This window comes from Pseudomonas vlassakiae (assembly GCF_014269035.2).
Lineage (GTDB): Bacteria > Pseudomonadota > Gammaproteobacteria > Pseudomonadales > Pseudomonadaceae > Aquipseudomonas > Aquipseudomonas vlassakiae.
This window is the reverse complement of the sequence record NZ_JABWRP020000003.1, coordinates 387,226-401,629: the sequence shown is the minus strand read 5'-3', so window position 1 is coordinate 401,629 and position 14,404 is coordinate 387,226. Positions and strand designations below refer to the sequence as shown.

Here is a 14,404-nt window from a genome sequence, read left to right as displayed (position 1 = left end):
GCCCGCGAAGAGGCCGGTACAGGTATCAGCGGACCAGATGCAGGAACTGCATGTGCCGTTCGTACTGGTCGAGGATGTCGTTGATGATCTGCTCCTTGCTGTAGCCCACCAGGTCGTAGTTCTGGCTGCCTTCGCTCAGGTGCACTTCGGCCCGGTAGTAACGGCGGTTCTTCAACTCCTGCGTGCCCAGCCCACCCAGTGCGAACGACGGGGTGAAGTAGCCACGCATCTGCACCTGGTAGATGAACGGCTGCTCCTCGCCATGGCCTACCTTCAGGCTGACGTTGTCATGGCTCGGGTCATCCTGGGTCACCAGCACCAGGCCCTTCTGCTCGAATACCTCACGCACATCGGCAATCGCCGGGCGCACCACGTCGTCCATGAAACGATACACCTCGTCCCGCGACGGGAAGTGCACGGCCTGGCTCAGGCGTTGGCGCCAGCCACCGCGGCCACGGCGTGACTGGGCGAAGGGTGCCAGCGAGTGCATCTGCGCGATCTGCCGCTGGCCCTCCAGGTAGAAAGCCTTGTGCAGCCCCCACATCATGCACAGCAAGATCAGCGAGAACGGCAGCGAGGTCAGCACCACTGCCGACTTCAGCGAATCGATGCTGCCGGCGAACAGCAGGCCGCTGGTGATCAGCGCCGTCATCGCGCCCCAGAAGATGCGCAGCCAGTTCGGCCCGTCTTCGTCGGCACCGCCGCCCTTGGCGGACAAGGTCGACAGCACCACCGTGCCGGAGTCGGCCGAGGTGACGAAGAACACGAAACTGATGAACACCGTCACGGCGATGACGACCTTGCTCCACGGGTAGCTTTCCAGCAGCAGGTACAGGCTCATCGACGGATTGTCCAACGCCGACTGGCCGAGCGCGGTCATGCCATGGTTGATCACCTGGTCCAGCGCGCTGTTGCCGAAGATCGACATCCACGCCAGGGTAAAGCCCAGCGGAATCAGCAACACGCCGAAGACGAACTCACGGATGGTGCGGCCACGCGAGATGCGCGCAATGAACAAGCCCACGAACGGTGCCCAGGCGATCCACCAGGCCCAGTAGAACACCGTCCAGCCACCCAGCCAGTCACGTTGCTCACCGTAGGCATACACATCGAAGCTCTTGCGCGGCAAGGCGCCGAGGTAATCGCCCAGGTTCTGGATCAGGGTATTGAACAGGTGCTGGGTAGGCCCGGCGAACAGCACGAACAGCAGCAGCGCGCAGGCCAGGAACAGGTTGATGTCGCTCATCACCCGCACGCCCTTTTCCACCCCCGCCACGGCGACCGCGACTGCCGCGCCCATCATCAGCGCGATGAGGATCACCTGCACCCATTGGCTATGGCTGATGCCGAACAGGTAGTCGAGGCCGGCGTTCAGGTGCAGCACACCAAACCCCATGTCGGCGCCCAGGCCGAATACCGTGGCGATGATGCCGAACCCATCCACGGCATAGCCGATCGGGCCGTTGATGCGCTTGCCGATCAACGGATACAGGGCCGAACGCAACGCCAGTGGCAGGTTGTGCCGGTAGGCAAAGTAGGCCAGTGCCATGCCGACGAAGGCGAACACGCCCCAGCCATGCAGGCCCCAGTGCAGGAACAGGATTTCCATCGCCTGGCGCCCGGCCTCGGCCGTGCCGCCTTCGCCCTGGGGCGGGCTGAGCATGTGGGTCAGCGGTTCGGATACGCAGAAGAAGAACAGCGTGATGCTGATACCGGCGGCGAACAGCATGCCGGCCCAGGACAGGTAACTGAACTCGGGTTCGTCATGGTCGGCACCGAGCTTGATCTTGCCGTAGCCAGACAAGGCGGTGACCACCACGAACACCAGGTACAGGGTCATGGCCAGCATGTAGTACCAGCCGACCGTGTTGGCCGCCCAGTTCTGCGCCGCCAGCAGCCACTCGCCGGCCGCCTGCGGGAAGGCTATGACCACCAGCCCGAAGAGGAGAATGAAAGTTGCCGCGAAGTAGAACACCGGCGGGTTCATGCGGATCTTGCCAGAGGCAAGGGATGGGGACGGTGCACTCATGAGACAGGCACCTCGTCGATCGACGTGAGGTTCGGAATGAACGGGTTCAGCAAAGGAATCCTCCTGTTGAACACCGGCAGCGGACCAGCGTTTTTCATTGAACAAGCGTTCAAGTTAAACATGGATCGGCTTTCAAAGCGAACCGGGGCGCCGATTGGCGCCCCTTGTAACTCAGTTCTTGTCCTGGCAATCCAGCTGCAGGTTGGCCTGGGTGATGTTGCTTTCGGCCGGCACGCTACGGGTCAGCCAGACATTGCCACCAATGGTCGAGCCCTTGCCGATGGTAATCCGCCCCAGGATCGTCGCCCCGGCATAGATCACCACGTCGTCCTCGACGATCGGGTGGCGCGCCAGGCCCTTGTGCAGCGTACCCGACTCATCGCTCGGGAAGCGCTTGGCGCCCAGGGTTACCGCCTGATAGATGCGCACCCGCTCACCAATGATCGCGGTCTCGCCAATCACCACACCGGTACCGTGGTCGATGAAGAAGCTCTTGCCGATCTGCGCACCGGGGTGAATGTCGATGCCGGTGGCCGAATGCGCCAGTTCCGAACTGATCCGCGCCAGCAGCGGCAAACCGGCCTGGTAAAGGTGGTGAGCCAGACGGTGATGGATGATCGCCAGGATCCCCGGATAGCACAGCAGTACCTCATCCACACTGCGCGCTGCCGGGTCGCCGTGATACGCCGCCAGCACATCGGTATCGAGCAGCACGCGCAGCCCCGGCAGGGCCGCCGCGAAGTCCTGAATCAGACGCAGGGCGTGCGCATCGACACCCTCCAGCTCCGTCTTGCTCTGGCGGGCGGCGTAACGCAGTTCCAGCCGCGCCTGGGCCAGCAACGCGGTCAGCGCCGCGTCGAGGGTATGGCCAACATAGAAATCCTCGCTCTCTTCGCGCAGGTCGACCGGGCCCAGACGCATCGGGAACAGCGCCCCGCACAGCTGTTCCAGAATCTGCCGCATGGCCTCGCGCGACGGCAGCTCCCGCCCGCCCTGCTCGCCGCTGCTGCGGCCGTTGCGGCTACGCCATTGTTCGCGGGCGCCGCGCAAGCCACTGACGATGCTGTGCAGTTGCCAGTGCCCAGATGATGGTTGTTCGCTCACGGTGTTCTCCTGCCCAGGGTGGCCAATCTGTCGTTATGCAAACCACTCTACGGCAATCCGCCTCTTGGAAAAAACAACGCTTTATTCCATCCTGCGCTAAGTCAGGCATAAGCCGCGATGACGGTGGCAGCATCCTGGCCTACCCTCAAAGCAGCCAAAACCCGGCACAGATCAAAATAGATATAACAAAATAAGTTTTTATTATTTCCTGACCTATAAAGCCAACTCTATAGTCGCCACCCACTACTTCCACAACAAGCGCGGGGCCATGCCATGTCGAAATTTGCCAAACCGCTTCTCAACGCCAGCCTGGCCATCCTGCTGGGTGCCGGCCTGCTCAGCCATGCCTTCGCCGGCGAGCAACTGAAGACCATCAAGGACAAGGGCGTGATCAACGTCGGTCTCGAAGGTACCTACCCACCGTTCAGCTTCCAGGATGAAAACGGCAAGCTGACCGGCTTCGAGGTCGAGCTGTCCGAGCTGCTGGCCAAGGAGCTGGGGGTCAAGGCCAAGATTCAGCCGACCAAGTGGGACGGCATCCTCGCCGCCCTGGAATCCAAACGCCTGGACGTGGTGGTCAACCAGGTGACCATCTCCGAGGAGCGCAAGAAGAAATACGACTTCTCCGAGCCCTACACCATCTCCGGCATCCAGGCGCTGATCCTGAAGAAGAAGGCCGAGCAGCTGAACATCAAGAGCGCGCAGGACCTGGCCGGCAAGAAAGTCGGTGTCGGCCTGGGTACCAACTACGAGCAATGGGTGAAGCAGGACGTGCCAAAGGCAGACGTGCGCACCTATGAAGACGACCCGAGCAAGTTCGCCGACCTGCGCAACGGCCGGATCGACGCCATCCTGATCGACCGCCTGGCAGCGCTTGAGTACGCCCAGAAGGCCAAGGACACCCAACTGGCTGGCGACGCCTTCTCGCGCCTGGAAAGCGGCGTAGCGCTGCGCAAGGGCGAGCCTGAGCTGCTGGAGGCGATCAACAAGGCCATCGACAAACTCAAGGCCGACGGCACGCTGGCCAAGCTGTCCGAGAAATACTTCGGTGCCGATGTCACCAAATGATCGCTGAAAGCCTGCAACTCGTCGCCGACTCCACGCCCTTCCTGCTGAAGGGCGCGGGTTACACGGTGCTGCTCAGTGTGGGCGGCATGTTCTTCGGCCTGGTGCTGGGCTTTGCCCTGGCGCTGATGCGGCTGTCGAAGATCTTGCCGCTGAACTGGCTGGCACGCATCTACGTGTCGTTTTTCCGTGGCACGCCGCTGCTGGTGCAGCTGTTCGTGATCTACTTCGGCATGCCACAGGTCGGCATCGAGCTCGACCCGATCCCGGCCTCGCTGATCGGCTTGTCACTGAACATGGCGGCTTACATTTGCGAAATCCTGCGGGCGGCGATCTCCTCGATCGACCGTGGCCAGTGGGAAGCCGCGGCCAGCATCGGCATGACCCGTACCCAGGCCATGCGCCGGGCGATCCTGCCCCAGGCACTGCGCACCGCGCTGCCACCACTGGGCAACAGCTTCATCTCGCTGGTCAAGGACACCGCGCTGGCCGCGACCATCCAGGTGCCCGAGCTGTTCCGCCAGGCCCAGCTGATTACCGCCCGCACCTTCGAGGTGTTCACCATGTACCTGGCCGTTGCAGTGATCTACTGGGTCCTCTGCAGCATCCTCGCGCACTTCCAGAACCGCATGGAAGCGCGGGTCAACCAGCACGACCAGGAGCAATGAGATGATCGTCGCCAAAGGCCTGACCAAGCAGTTCAAGGGCCAGACCGTGCTCAACGGTATCGACCTGACCGTGCAACCCGGTGAAGTAGTGGCCATCATCGGCCCCAGCGGCTCGGGCAAGACCACCTTCCTGCGTTGCCTCAACCTGCTGGAAACCCCGGACGCCGGGCAGATTCAGATCGGCGACATCAGCATCGATGCCAACCGCCCGCTCGGCGGCCAGCAGAGTGCGATCCGCCGCCTGCGCCAGCAAGCTGGCTTCGTGTTCCAGAACTTCAACCTGTTCCCCCACCGCACTGCGCTGGAGAACGTCATCGAAGGCCCGGTGATCGTCAAGAAGACCCCTCGCCAACAGGCCATCGACCTGGGTCGACGGTTGCTGGCCAAGGTCGGCCTGGCGGGCAAGGAAGACGCCTATCCAAGGCGCCTTTCCGGTGGCCAGCAGCAGCGCGTGGCAATTGCCCGCGCGCTGGCCATGGAGCCTGAAGTGATCCTGTTCGACGAGCCCACCTCGGCCCTCGACCCGGAACTGGTCGGCGAGGTGCTGGCAACCATCCGCGGCCTGGCCGAGGAGAAGCGCACGATGATCATCGTCACCCACGAGATGAGCTTTGCCCGGGATGTCGCGAACCGGGTGATCTTCTTCGACAAGGGCGTGATCGTGGAACAGGGTGAGGCCAAGGCGCTGTTTGCCAATCCCAAGGAAGAGCGTACCCGGCAATTCCTGCGCAAGTTCCTCGGGACTGCTGCTTCCGAGTAATCCCCTCTCTGGCCTCATCGCGGATAAATCCGCTCCTACAACAACAACGCTGCCCTGTAGGAGCGGATTTATCCGCGATAGCGCCAGCACGCCCATCGAAAATCTATCTTCTATACATATTCCAAAGAGTTAGTTCATAAACCTTTGATAAGCCATTAGGGTATAAGAACCGGACCACCGGACCAGCAAAAGTCTGTCGCCATCAGCTGAAGCGACGCATCCACTTTGTGAGGTTCGGTTCTGATGACCACCCAGCCAAATACCCCATTCCACAGCGATCTCGACAGTTCGCCCCTGCTGCTGCCGGCCAAGGTACTGCGCAACGACGCCGAAGCCCTGCAAGCCGCCCGTGAACTCGCCGAGACCGCCCGCGAGCAGGCCGCCCGCCGCGACCAGCAACGCAAGCTGCCCTGGGCAGAAATCGAACAGTTCACCCGTAGCGGCCTGGGCAGCATCAGCGTACCCAAGGCCTATGGCGGCCCCGACGTCTCGTTCGAGACGGTCGCTGAAGTGTTCCGCCTGATCAGCGCCGCCGACCCGGCTCTGGGGCAGATCCCGCAGAACCAGTTCGGCATGTTGCAACTGCTGCGCCTGACCGCCACCGAGGCCCAGCAGGCGCTGATCTTCCGTAGCGTGCTGGACGGCTGGCGCATCGGCAACGCCGGCCCCGAGCGCGGCACCAAGGACACCCTGACGCTCAAGGCCAGGATCACCCGCAGCGGTGACGGCTATCGCATCAGTGGAGAGAAGTTCTACTCCACCGGCGCGCTGTTCGCCCACTGGGTGGCGGTCAAGGCACTGGACGACGAAGGCCGCCAGCGCCTGGCCTTTGTCCGCCGTGGCAGCCCGGGGCTGCGCATCGTCGACGACTGGTCCGGCTTCGGCCAGCGCACCACCGCCAGCGGAACCGTGCTGCTCGATCAGGTCCCGGTCGATGCCGAACTGGTCATCGACAACTGGCGCCAGCGCGATATCCCCAATATCCAGGGCGCGGCCTCGCAGTTGATTCAGGCCGCCATTGATGCCGGCATCGCCGAGGCAGCCATCGACGACGCCATCACCTTCGTCCGCGAAAAATCCCGGCCATGGATCGAGGCCAAGGTCGAGCGCGCCAGCGATGACCCCTACGTGATAGCCGACATCGGCCGCCTGAAACTTGAACTGCATGCCGCCGAGGCGCTGCTGCGTAAGGCCGCGCGGGTACTCGACGAAGTCAATGCCGGGCCGATCGATGCTGCTGCCGCAGCGCGGGCGTCGATTGCCGTGGCCGAGGCCAAGGTACTGACCACGGAGATCTCGCTGCAGGCCAGCGAGAAGCTGTTCGAGCTGGCTGGCAGCCGCGCCACCCTGGCCGAGTTCAACCTCGACCGGCACTGGCGCAATGCCCGGGTGCACACCCTGCACGACCCGGTGCGCTGGAAGTACCACGCAGTGGGCGCCTACCACCTCAACGGCACCCTGCCCGCCCGGCATTCCTGGATCTGATTGGCGGGCCCAAGGGTTGCGTTGCAGCCCCATGGCCCCGGAGAACAGCATGACAACATCCGTAATCACCAGCGACAGCCAGGCCCTGGCTGTCGCCGAGCAAGTCGCCCAGCAACTCAAGCGCGACAGTGCCCTGCGCGACCGCGAACGCCGCCTGCCGCACGCCGAACTGGAGCTGTTCACCCGCTCCGGCCTGTGGGCCATCAGCGTCCCGAAAAGCTTCGGCGGCGCCGGTGTGTCCAACGTCACCCTGGCCCAGGTCATCGCCCGCATCGCCCAGGCTGATGCCTCCCTTGGCCAGATTCCGCAGAACCACTTCTATGCCCTCGAAGTGCTGCGGGTGAATGGCAGCCCCGAGCAGCAGCAGCGCCTGTACGCCGAAGTCCTGGCCGGCCGCCGTTTCGGTAATGCGCTGGCCGAACTGGGCACGAAAACCGCCCATGACCGCACCACTCGCCTGACCCACGACGGCGCCGGTTACCGCATCAACGGCCGCAAGTTCTACGCCACCGGGGCGCTCTATGCGCAACGGATCCCGACCTCGGTGATCGACGACCAAGGCCGCCAGCAGCTGGCCTTCGTCCCCGCCGACAGTCAGGGCCTGCAGGTGATCGACGACTGGAGCGGTTTCGGCCAGCGCACCACTGGCAGCGGCTCGGTGAGCTTCGACAACGTCTGGGTCGATGCCAACGACGTGGTGCCGTTCCAGAGTGCTTTCGAGCGCCCGACGCCGGTCGGCCCGCTGGCGCAGATTCTCCACGCTGCCATCGACACCGGTATCGCCCGCGCCGCGCTGGAGGACGCCCTGCACTTCGTGCGCACGCGCAGCCGGCCATGGGTCGACTCCGGTCTGGACAAGGCCAGCGACGACCCACTGACGCTGAAAAGCTTCGGCCAGCTGGTAATCCGCCTGCATGCCGCTGAAGCCTTGCTCGAACGCGCCGGCGAGATCCTTGACCGCGCCCAGGCCGACAGCAATGCCGACACCGTGGCCGCTGCCTCCATCGCCGTTGCCGAAGCACGGGCCATCAGTACGGAAGTGTCCCTTGCCGCCGGCACCACGCTGTTCGAACTGGCCGGCAGCCAGGCCACCCTGGCCGAACACAACCTCGACCGCCACTGGCGCAACGCCCGCGTGCACACCCTGCACGACCCGGTGCGCTGGAAGTACCACGCCATCGGCAACTACTACCTGAACAACGCAAACCCTCCACGCCGGGGGACTATCTGATGCCCAAGCAGATCCTGCTCAATGCCTTCAACATGAACTGCATCGGGCACATCAACCACGGCCTGTGGACCCACCCAAGGGACACCTCGACCCAGTACAAGACCCTGGAATACTGGACCGACCTGGCGCGCCTGCTGGAGCGTGGGCTGTTCGACGGCCTGTTCATCGCCGACATCGTCGGCACCTACGACATCTACGGCAATTCCGTGGATGTAACCCTGAAGGAGTCGATCCAGCTGCCGGTCAACGACCCGCTGCTGCTGGTGTCGGCGATGGCTGCCGTCACCCGCCACCTCGGGTTCGGCCTCACCGCCAACCTTACCTACGAGGCGCCGTACCTGTTCGCCCGACGCCTCTCGACCCTCGACCACCTGAGCAATGGCCGGGTCGGCTGGAACATCGTCACCGGTTACCTCGACAGCGCCGCCCGCGCCATGGGCCTGGAGCAACAGCCCGAGCACGACCGCCGCTACGACCAGGCCGACGAATACCTGCAGGTGCTGTACAAGCTGCTGGAAGGCAGCTGGGCCGATGACGCCGTGGTCAACGACCGCGAGCGGCGGGTGTACGCCGAGCCGAGCAAGGTGCGCAAGGTGCGCCACCAGGGCGAGTTCTACAAGGTCGAGGGCTACCACCTGTGCGAACCCTCGCCACAGCGCACGCCGGTACTGTTCCAGGCGGGCAGCTCGCCGCGCGGCCTGGCCTTTGCCGGCAACCATGCCGAGTGCGTGTTCATCAGCGGCCAGGACAAGGCCGCTACCCGAGCCCAGGTCGACAAGGTACGCGCGGCCGCCCAGGCGGCCGGCCGCGATCCACAGGCGGTGAAGGTGTTCATGGGCATCACGGTGATCGTCGCGCCCACCGAGCAGCAGGCCCAGGCCAAGTATGCCGAGTACCTGCAGCATGCCAGCGCCGAAGCCGGCGTGGCGCACTTCGCCGCCTCGACCGGTATCGACTTTGCCGCCTACGGGCTGGACGACCCGATCGGCGCCAGCAAGGGCAACGCCATCCAGTCGGCCACCCGCCAATTGCAGGAAAACGCCTGGACCCGCCGCCGCCTGCTGGAGCAGCACGCCCTCGGCGGGCGCTATGTCACCCTGGTCGGCGCGCCCGATCAGGTGGCCGAACAGCTGATCGCCTGGATCGACGAAACCGGCCTGGACGGCTTCAACCTGACCCGTACCGTCACCCCGGAAAGCTACGAGGACTTCATCGACCTGGTGGTCCCGCAACTGCAGCAACGTGGCCGCTACAAGACCGCCTACGCCGACGGCACCCTGCGCGAGAAGCTGTTCGCCAGCGACCACCCGCACCTGCCCGCCGACCACCCTGGTTCCACTTACCGCAACAACCCAACCCCTGCCCCGACTGGAGCCCTGCACCATGCTTGAGAAACTGTTCCGGCCCGTCGCGGCCATCGCCATCACCCTCGGCCTGTGCACCAGCGCGTTCGCCGCCGAGCCCCTGAAGATCGGCACCACTGCGGCCTTTGCCATCCCCTTGGAAGCGGCGGTGGAAGAAGCCCACAAGCAAGGGCTGGAAGTGAAGCTGATCGAGTACAGCGACTGGATCGCGCCGAATGTCAGCCTCAACAGCGGCGACATCGACGTGAACTACTTCCAGCACATCCCCTTCCTCGAGAATGCCAAGGCTGCCGCCGGTTTCAACCTGGTGCCCTACGCTCCGGGGATCATCAACAACGTCGGCCTGTACTCGAAGAAGTACAAGAGCTTCGCCGAACTGCCCGAAGGCGCCAGTGTGGCCATCGCCAACGACCCGATCAACAGCGGCCGTGGCCTGCAGCTGCTGGCCAAGGCCGGCTTGATCACCCTCAAGCCGGGTGTCGGCTACAAGGCCACCGAGGACGACATCGTCGCCAACCCGAAGAAGCTCAAGATCCTGCAGGTCGAAGCCGTGCAACTGGTGCGCGCCTATGACGACGCCGACCTTGTGCAGGGCTACCCGGCCTACATCCGCCTGGCCAACAGCTTCGATGCCACCTCGGCGCTGTTGTTCGATGGCCTGGAAAACAAGGAATACGTGATCCAGTTCGTCATCCGCCCGCAAAGCAAGGACGACCCGCGCCTGGCAAAGTTCGTCGACATCTACCAACACTCGCCCGCCGTGCGTGCAGCGTTGAACAAGGCCCATGGCAACCTGTACCAGGCCGGTTGGGAAGGCTGACATGAGCCAGGCCAACGCGCTCAGGGCGCCCACCGCACAACCATCGCCGCCAACGGCCAGGGAGCAGGCCCTGCGCCCGGAGGTCAACGAAGCCCACGTCCGCTTCATCGGCCTTGGCAAGACCTACCCTGGCCAGCAACAACCGGCACTGCAGGGCATCGACCTGAACATCCGCCGTGGTGAGATCTTCGGCATCATCGGCCGCAGTGGCGCGGGCAAGTCATCGCTGCTGCGCACCATCAACCGCCTCGAACAGCCGAGCCAGGGCCGTGTCCTGATCGATCAGGTAGACATTGCGCCGTTCGACGAGGAGCGCCTGGTGGCACTGCGCCGGCGCATCGGCATGATTTTCCAGCACTTCAACCTGATGTCGGCCAAGACCGTGTGGCAGAACGTCGAGCTGCCACTGAAGGTGGCGGGCGTGGCCAAGGCCGAGCGCCAGCACAAGGTTCGCGAACTGCTGGAGATGGTTGGCTTGCAGGACAAGCATCACGTCTATCCGGCGCAGCTGTCTGGCGGGCAGAAGCAGCGCGTCGGCATCGCCCGGGCGCTGGTGCATGACCCCGAGATCCTGTTGTGCGACGAAGCCACCTCGGCGCTGGACCCGGAGACCACGGCGTCGATCCTCGAACTGCTGCGCGACATCAACCAGCGCCTGGGCCTGACCGTGGTGCTGATCACCCACGAAATGACAGTGATCCGCGACATCTGTCACCGCGTGGTGGTGCTGGAACGTGGCGCTATCGTCGAACAGGGCGAAGTCTGGCGCGTGTTCGGCAACCCGCACCATGACGTCACCCGGACCCTGCTCGCCCCGTTGCAGACCAAGCTGCCCGTGGCTTTGCAGGCAAAGCTGCGCGCCAGCCCAGCGGGCCATGACAGCGCGGTGGTGCTCAAGCTCACCCTGCTGGGCGAGCCGGCATTGTCCGACTTGTTCAGCGAACTGGGCGGACGCGTGCGCCTGCTCCAGGGCGGTGTGGAGACCATCGGCGAGCATGCGCTCGGGCAGCTGATCCTGTCGATTCAGGGCTCGCCGCATGACACCCATCAATTGCTCGCACGCGCCCGCCGCTGGGCCGAAGACGTGGAGGTACTGGGCCATGTGGTTTGATCGCTTGCTTGAAGGCTTGCTCGACACGTTGCTGATGGTCGGCGTGTCCTCGCTGGTCGCACTGCTGGTGGGGGTGCCGATGGCGGTGCTGCTGGTCACCAGCGACAAAGGCGGTATCTTCGAGGCACCGCTGCTCAATCGAGTGCTGGGCGCCTTCGTCAATCTGTTCCGCTCGATCCCGTTCCTGATCCTGATGGTCGCACTGATTCCCTTCACCCGGTTGGTGGTAGGGACCACCTATGGCGTGTGGGCCGCCATGGTGCCACTGACCATCGCCGCAACGCCGTTCTTTGCACGGATTGCCGAGGTCAGCCTGCGGGAAGTCGACCATGGCCTGGTGGAGGCAGCGCAGGCCATGGGCTGCCGGCGTTGGCACATCGTCTGGCACGTCCTGCTGCCCGAGGCGCTGCCGGGGATCGTGGGAGGGTTCACCATTACCCTGGTGACGCTGATCAACTCGTCAGCCATGGCCGGGGCGATTGGTGCGGGTGGGCTGGGGGATATTGCCTATCGGTATGGGTATCAGCGTTTCGACAGCCAGATCATGCTGACCGTGATTGCCATGTTGGTGGCGTTGGTGGCACTGATCCAGCTGGGAGGGGACCGGTTGGCGAAAGGCTTGAACAAGCGTTGACGTGCCTGCCATAACATTTTCTGCGCCTGTGAGACCGAGCGCCGCCCGCGCGGCGCATCGCGGATAAATCCGCTCCTACAGTTTGTTGCAACGTGCCGAACCTGTTACGCCAGGGTCGCCTGCCTTGGCGCATGGCTTGTAGGATTTATCCGCGATGCGCCGCGCGGGCGGCGCTCGATCTCGCAGGCGCTGAACAACACCCGCCATACCCCTCAGCCCCAGCGCAGATCCCCAGCCGGCACCGGCCGCCCAAACCAGTACCCCTGCCCCAACTGGCACTGCTGCTCCAGCAGGAACCGCGCCTGCTCAGCCTGTTCGATCCCCTCGGCATGCACCTGCATGCCCATGCTCCGCGCCAGCGCGACGATCACCCGGACGATGGCGATGTCATCATCATCCTGCGGCAAGCCAGCGACGAAGCCCTGGTCGATCTTCAGCTTCTGCACCGGCAGGCGCTTGAGCCGCAGCAACGACGAGTACCCCGTGCCAAAGTCATCGATGGCCAGGTTCAGCCCCAGCTCGCGCAGGCGATGCAGCTGTTCCAGTGCCACTTCCGGGTCTTCCATGACCGCACTCTCGGTCACTTCCAGCTCCAGCAGCGCCGGGTCCAGCCCAGTTTCATGCAGTACATCGGCCACCTGCCGGTACAACTCACGCTGGCCGAACAAGCGGCTGGAGATATTGACGGCAACGAACGCCAACGTCCGCCCATCCTCCCGCCACCGCACCATCTGCCGGCAGGCCTCGCGCAACACCCAGGCATCGATCTCGGCAATCAGGCCGGTGCGTTCGGCGATGGGGATGAAATCGCTCGGCGGAACCAACCCACGCTGCGGGTGCTGCCAACGGACCAAGGCCTCGACACCGACCCTCTGCGCCGTGAACAGGTCATGCACCGGTTGGTAGAACACCCGCAGCTCATCATTGGCCAGCGCCCGGCGCAACTCGCTCGCGGTTTCCACCCGGTGCTGGGCGTGAGCGGTCAGCTCTTCGGTGTACAGCGCATAGCAGGCGCGGCCATTATCCTTGGCCTTGAACAGCGCCGAATCGGCATTGCGCAACAACTGCTCGGCGCTCAGAGCGTCGGTGGGGAACAGGCTGATGCCCACGCTGGCACTGATGAACAGCCGGTGATCATCGAATTCGAAGGGCTCACGCATGCGTTCGATGATGCCCTGTGCCAGCTTGCCGGCCTGGCCAATCTGCTGGCAGTTCTCGGCCAGCACAGCGAACTCGTCACCGCCCAGGCGCGCCAGGGTCACGTTGCTGCCAACGGCCTCACGCAGACGCTCGCCTACCAGCTTCAACAACTGGTCGCCAATGGTGTGGCCAAGGCCGTCGTTGATGCTCTGAAAGTGATCCAGGTCGAGCAGCAGCAAGGCGCAGCCGCGCTTGTTGACCTGCGCCGAAGCCAGCGCCTGCTCGGTACGGTCGTTGAACAGCAGGCGGTTGGGCAGCCCGGTGAGCGGGTCATGGTGAGCCAGGTAGGCCAGTTCCTGTTCGGAATGCTTGATCGCGCTGATGTCGCTGAACACCGCCACGTAATGGCTCAGCTCGCCACTGTCGTCACGGATGGCGCAAATCGTCTGCCACTGCGGATAGATCTCACCGCTTTTACGGCGGTTCCAGATCTCGCCACTCCACTCACCCTTTTCGGCCAGGGCGGCATAGATCTGCTGATAGAACGGCACGCCGTGGCGGCCCGACTTGAACTTGCTGGGGCGATGGCCCAGCACTTCTTCCTGTTGATAACCGGTGATGCGCATGAAGGCGCGGTTGACGTGCACGATCAGGCCTTGGCGGTCGGTGACCAGCACGCCCTCCAAGGTGCTGTCGAACACCGCCGCCGCCATGCGCAGGCGCTCGCGGTCCTCGCTGCGCAGGCGCGCGCCGATACCGATGAAATTGAGAAGACGGGCGCGGGACACGAAGATCAGCAAGGCACTGACCAGCACCCACACCACCACGTTGATCTGCCGGCCCACGGTCAACGCCAGCGGGTCGTCAGACATACTGCGCAGGACCACCTCGGCCAGCACCAGCCAGAGGAACGAGAGCACCACATACAGCGCGGCCATGCGCAAGGCGTCGCGAACGGAAACAGACATGTCGGGGGGGAAAGCCCATGAAAAA

Annotated in this window: 12 protein-coding genes; 9 read left to right on the top strand and 3 right to left on the bottom strand. The window is 64.0% G+C overall.

What is annotated here, in order from left to right; genetic code table 11:
• Positions 1-25 precede the first annotated feature (25 nt).
• Positions 26-1,987 (bottom strand): choline transporter BetT, encoded by a 1,962-nt coding sequence (betT, locus tag HU738_RS06125; RefSeq protein WP_176509206.1) that lies wholly within the window; start codon positions 1,985-1,987, stop codon positions 26-28.
• Positions 1,988-2,200: 213 nt separating this feature from the next.
• Positions 2,201-3,133, bottom strand: coding sequence for a serine O-acetyltransferase EpsC (gene epsC, locus HU738_RS06120; protein ID WP_176509136.1), 933 nt, complete (start codon positions 3,131-3,133; stop codon positions 2,201-2,203).
• A 273-nt stretch (positions 3,134-3,406) separates the two neighbouring features.
• On the opposite strand from epsC, the gene tcyJ reads away from it, so the two are divergent.
• From tcyJ to HU738_RS06075, 9 genes are all read left to right on the top strand, one after another.
• Entirely contained in the window at positions 3,407-4,201 is a 795-nt protein-coding gene (tcyJ, locus tag HU738_RS06115; protein ID WP_186601413.1) for a cystine ABC transporter substrate-binding protein, read from the top strand.
• The gene (gene tcyL / locus HU738_RS06110; protein ID WP_176509138.1) at positions 4,198-4,866 is read left to right on the top strand and encodes a cystine ABC transporter permease; all 669 of its coding nucleotides are present in this window, start codon (positions 4,198-4,200) and stop codon (positions 4,864-4,866) included. Before tcyJ ends, tcyL begins: the two co-directional genes overlap by 4 nt.
• Before the next feature lies 1 nt (position 4,867).
• The gene (gene tcyN / locus HU738_RS06105) at positions 4,868-5,626 is read left to right on the top strand and encodes an L-cystine ABC transporter ATP-binding protein TcyN (protein ID WP_186601414.1); all 759 of its coding nucleotides are present in this window, start codon (positions 4,868-4,870) and stop codon (positions 5,624-5,626) included.
• A 243-nt stretch (positions 5,627-5,869) separates the two neighbouring features.
• On the top strand, positions 5,870-7,111 hold the full coding sequence (locus HU738_RS06100; protein WP_176509140.1) for an SfnB family sulfur acquisition oxidoreductase: 1,242 nt from the start codon (positions 5,870-5,872) through the stop codon (positions 7,109-7,111).
• 49 nt (positions 7,112-7,160) lie between these two features.
• Positions 7,161-8,342, top strand: coding sequence for an SfnB family sulfur acquisition oxidoreductase (locus HU738_RS06095; protein ID WP_186601415.1), 1,182 nt, complete (start codon positions 7,161-7,163; stop codon positions 8,340-8,342).
• Positions 8,342-9,733, top strand: coding sequence for an LLM class flavin-dependent oxidoreductase (locus HU738_RS06090; RefSeq protein ID WP_186601416.1), 1,392 nt, complete (start codon positions 8,342-8,344; stop codon positions 9,731-9,733). The genes HU738_RS06095 and HU738_RS06090 overlap by 1 nt, the downstream gene beginning before the upstream one ends.
• A complete protein-coding gene (locus HU738_RS06085) occupies positions 9,726-10,526 on the top strand; it encodes a MetQ/NlpA family ABC transporter substrate-binding protein (protein ID WP_176509143.1) in 801 nt (266 codons plus the stop codon). The genes HU738_RS06090 and HU738_RS06085 overlap by 8 nt, the downstream gene beginning before the upstream one ends.
• 1 nt (position 10,527) lies before the next feature.
• Positions 10,528-11,637 (top strand): methionine ABC transporter ATP-binding protein, encoded by a 1,110-nt coding sequence (locus HU738_RS06080; RefSeq protein ID WP_186601417.1) that lies wholly within the window; start codon positions 10,528-10,530, stop codon positions 11,635-11,637.
• A complete protein-coding gene (locus tag HU738_RS06075) occupies positions 11,627-12,271 on the top strand; it encodes a methionine ABC transporter permease (RefSeq protein ID WP_186601418.1) in 645 nt (214 codons plus the stop codon). The genes HU738_RS06080 and HU738_RS06075 overlap by 11 nt, the downstream gene beginning before the upstream one ends.
• 212 nt (positions 12,272-12,483) lie before the next feature.
• Here the strand turns inward: HU738_RS06075 and dibA are convergent, their stop codons facing one another.
• Positions 12,484-14,379 carry a phosphodiesterase DibA gene (gene dibA, locus HU738_RS06070; RefSeq protein WP_186601419.1) on the bottom strand — a complete coding sequence of 632 codons (1,896 nt, stop codon included), beginning with the start codon at positions 14,377-14,379 and terminating at the stop codon, positions 12,484-12,486.
• Positions 14,380-14,404 lie beyond the last annotated feature (25 nt).

Bases quoted from the DNA above. Each gene is read 5' to 3' on its own strand.
- HU738_RS06075 (WP_186601418.1), top strand. From the start codon at position 11,627: ATGTGGTTTGATCGCTTGCTTGAAGGCTTGCTCGACACGTTGCTGATG.
- HU738_RS06095 (WP_186601415.1), top strand. From the start codon at position 7,161: ATGACAACATCCGTAATCACCAGCGACAGCCAGGCCCTGGCTGTCGCC.
- HU738_RS06080 (WP_186601417.1), top strand. From the start codon at position 10,528: ATGAGCCAGGCCAACGCGCTCAGGGCGCCCACCGCACAACCATCGCCG.
- HU738_RS06085 (WP_176509143.1), top strand. From the start codon at position 9,726: ATGCTTGAGAAACTGTTCCGGCCCGTCGCGGCCATCGCCATCACCCTC.
- HU738_RS06100 (WP_176509140.1), top strand. From the start codon at position 5,870: ATGACCACCCAGCCAAATACCCCATTCCACAGCGATCTCGACAGTTCG.
- betT (WP_176509206.1), bottom strand. From the start codon at position 1,987: ATGAACCCGCCGGTGTTCTACTTCGCGGCAACTTTCATTCTCCTCTTC.
- HU738_RS06090 (WP_186601416.1), top strand. From the start codon at position 8,342: ATGCCCAAGCAGATCCTGCTCAATGCCTTCAACATGAACTGCATCGGG.
- tcyL (WP_176509138.1), top strand. From the start codon at position 4,198: ATGATCGCTGAAAGCCTGCAACTCGTCGCCGACTCCACGCCCTTCCTG.
- tcyN (WP_186601414.1), top strand. From the start codon at position 4,868: ATGATCGTCGCCAAAGGCCTGACCAAGCAGTTCAAGGGCCAGACCGTG.
- dibA (WP_186601419.1), bottom strand. From the start codon at position 14,379: ATGTCTGTTTCCGTTCGCGACGCCTTGCGCATGGCCGCGCTGTATGTG.
- tcyJ (WP_186601413.1), top strand. From the start codon at position 3,407: ATGTCGAAATTTGCCAAACCGCTTCTCAACGCCAGCCTGGCCATCCTG.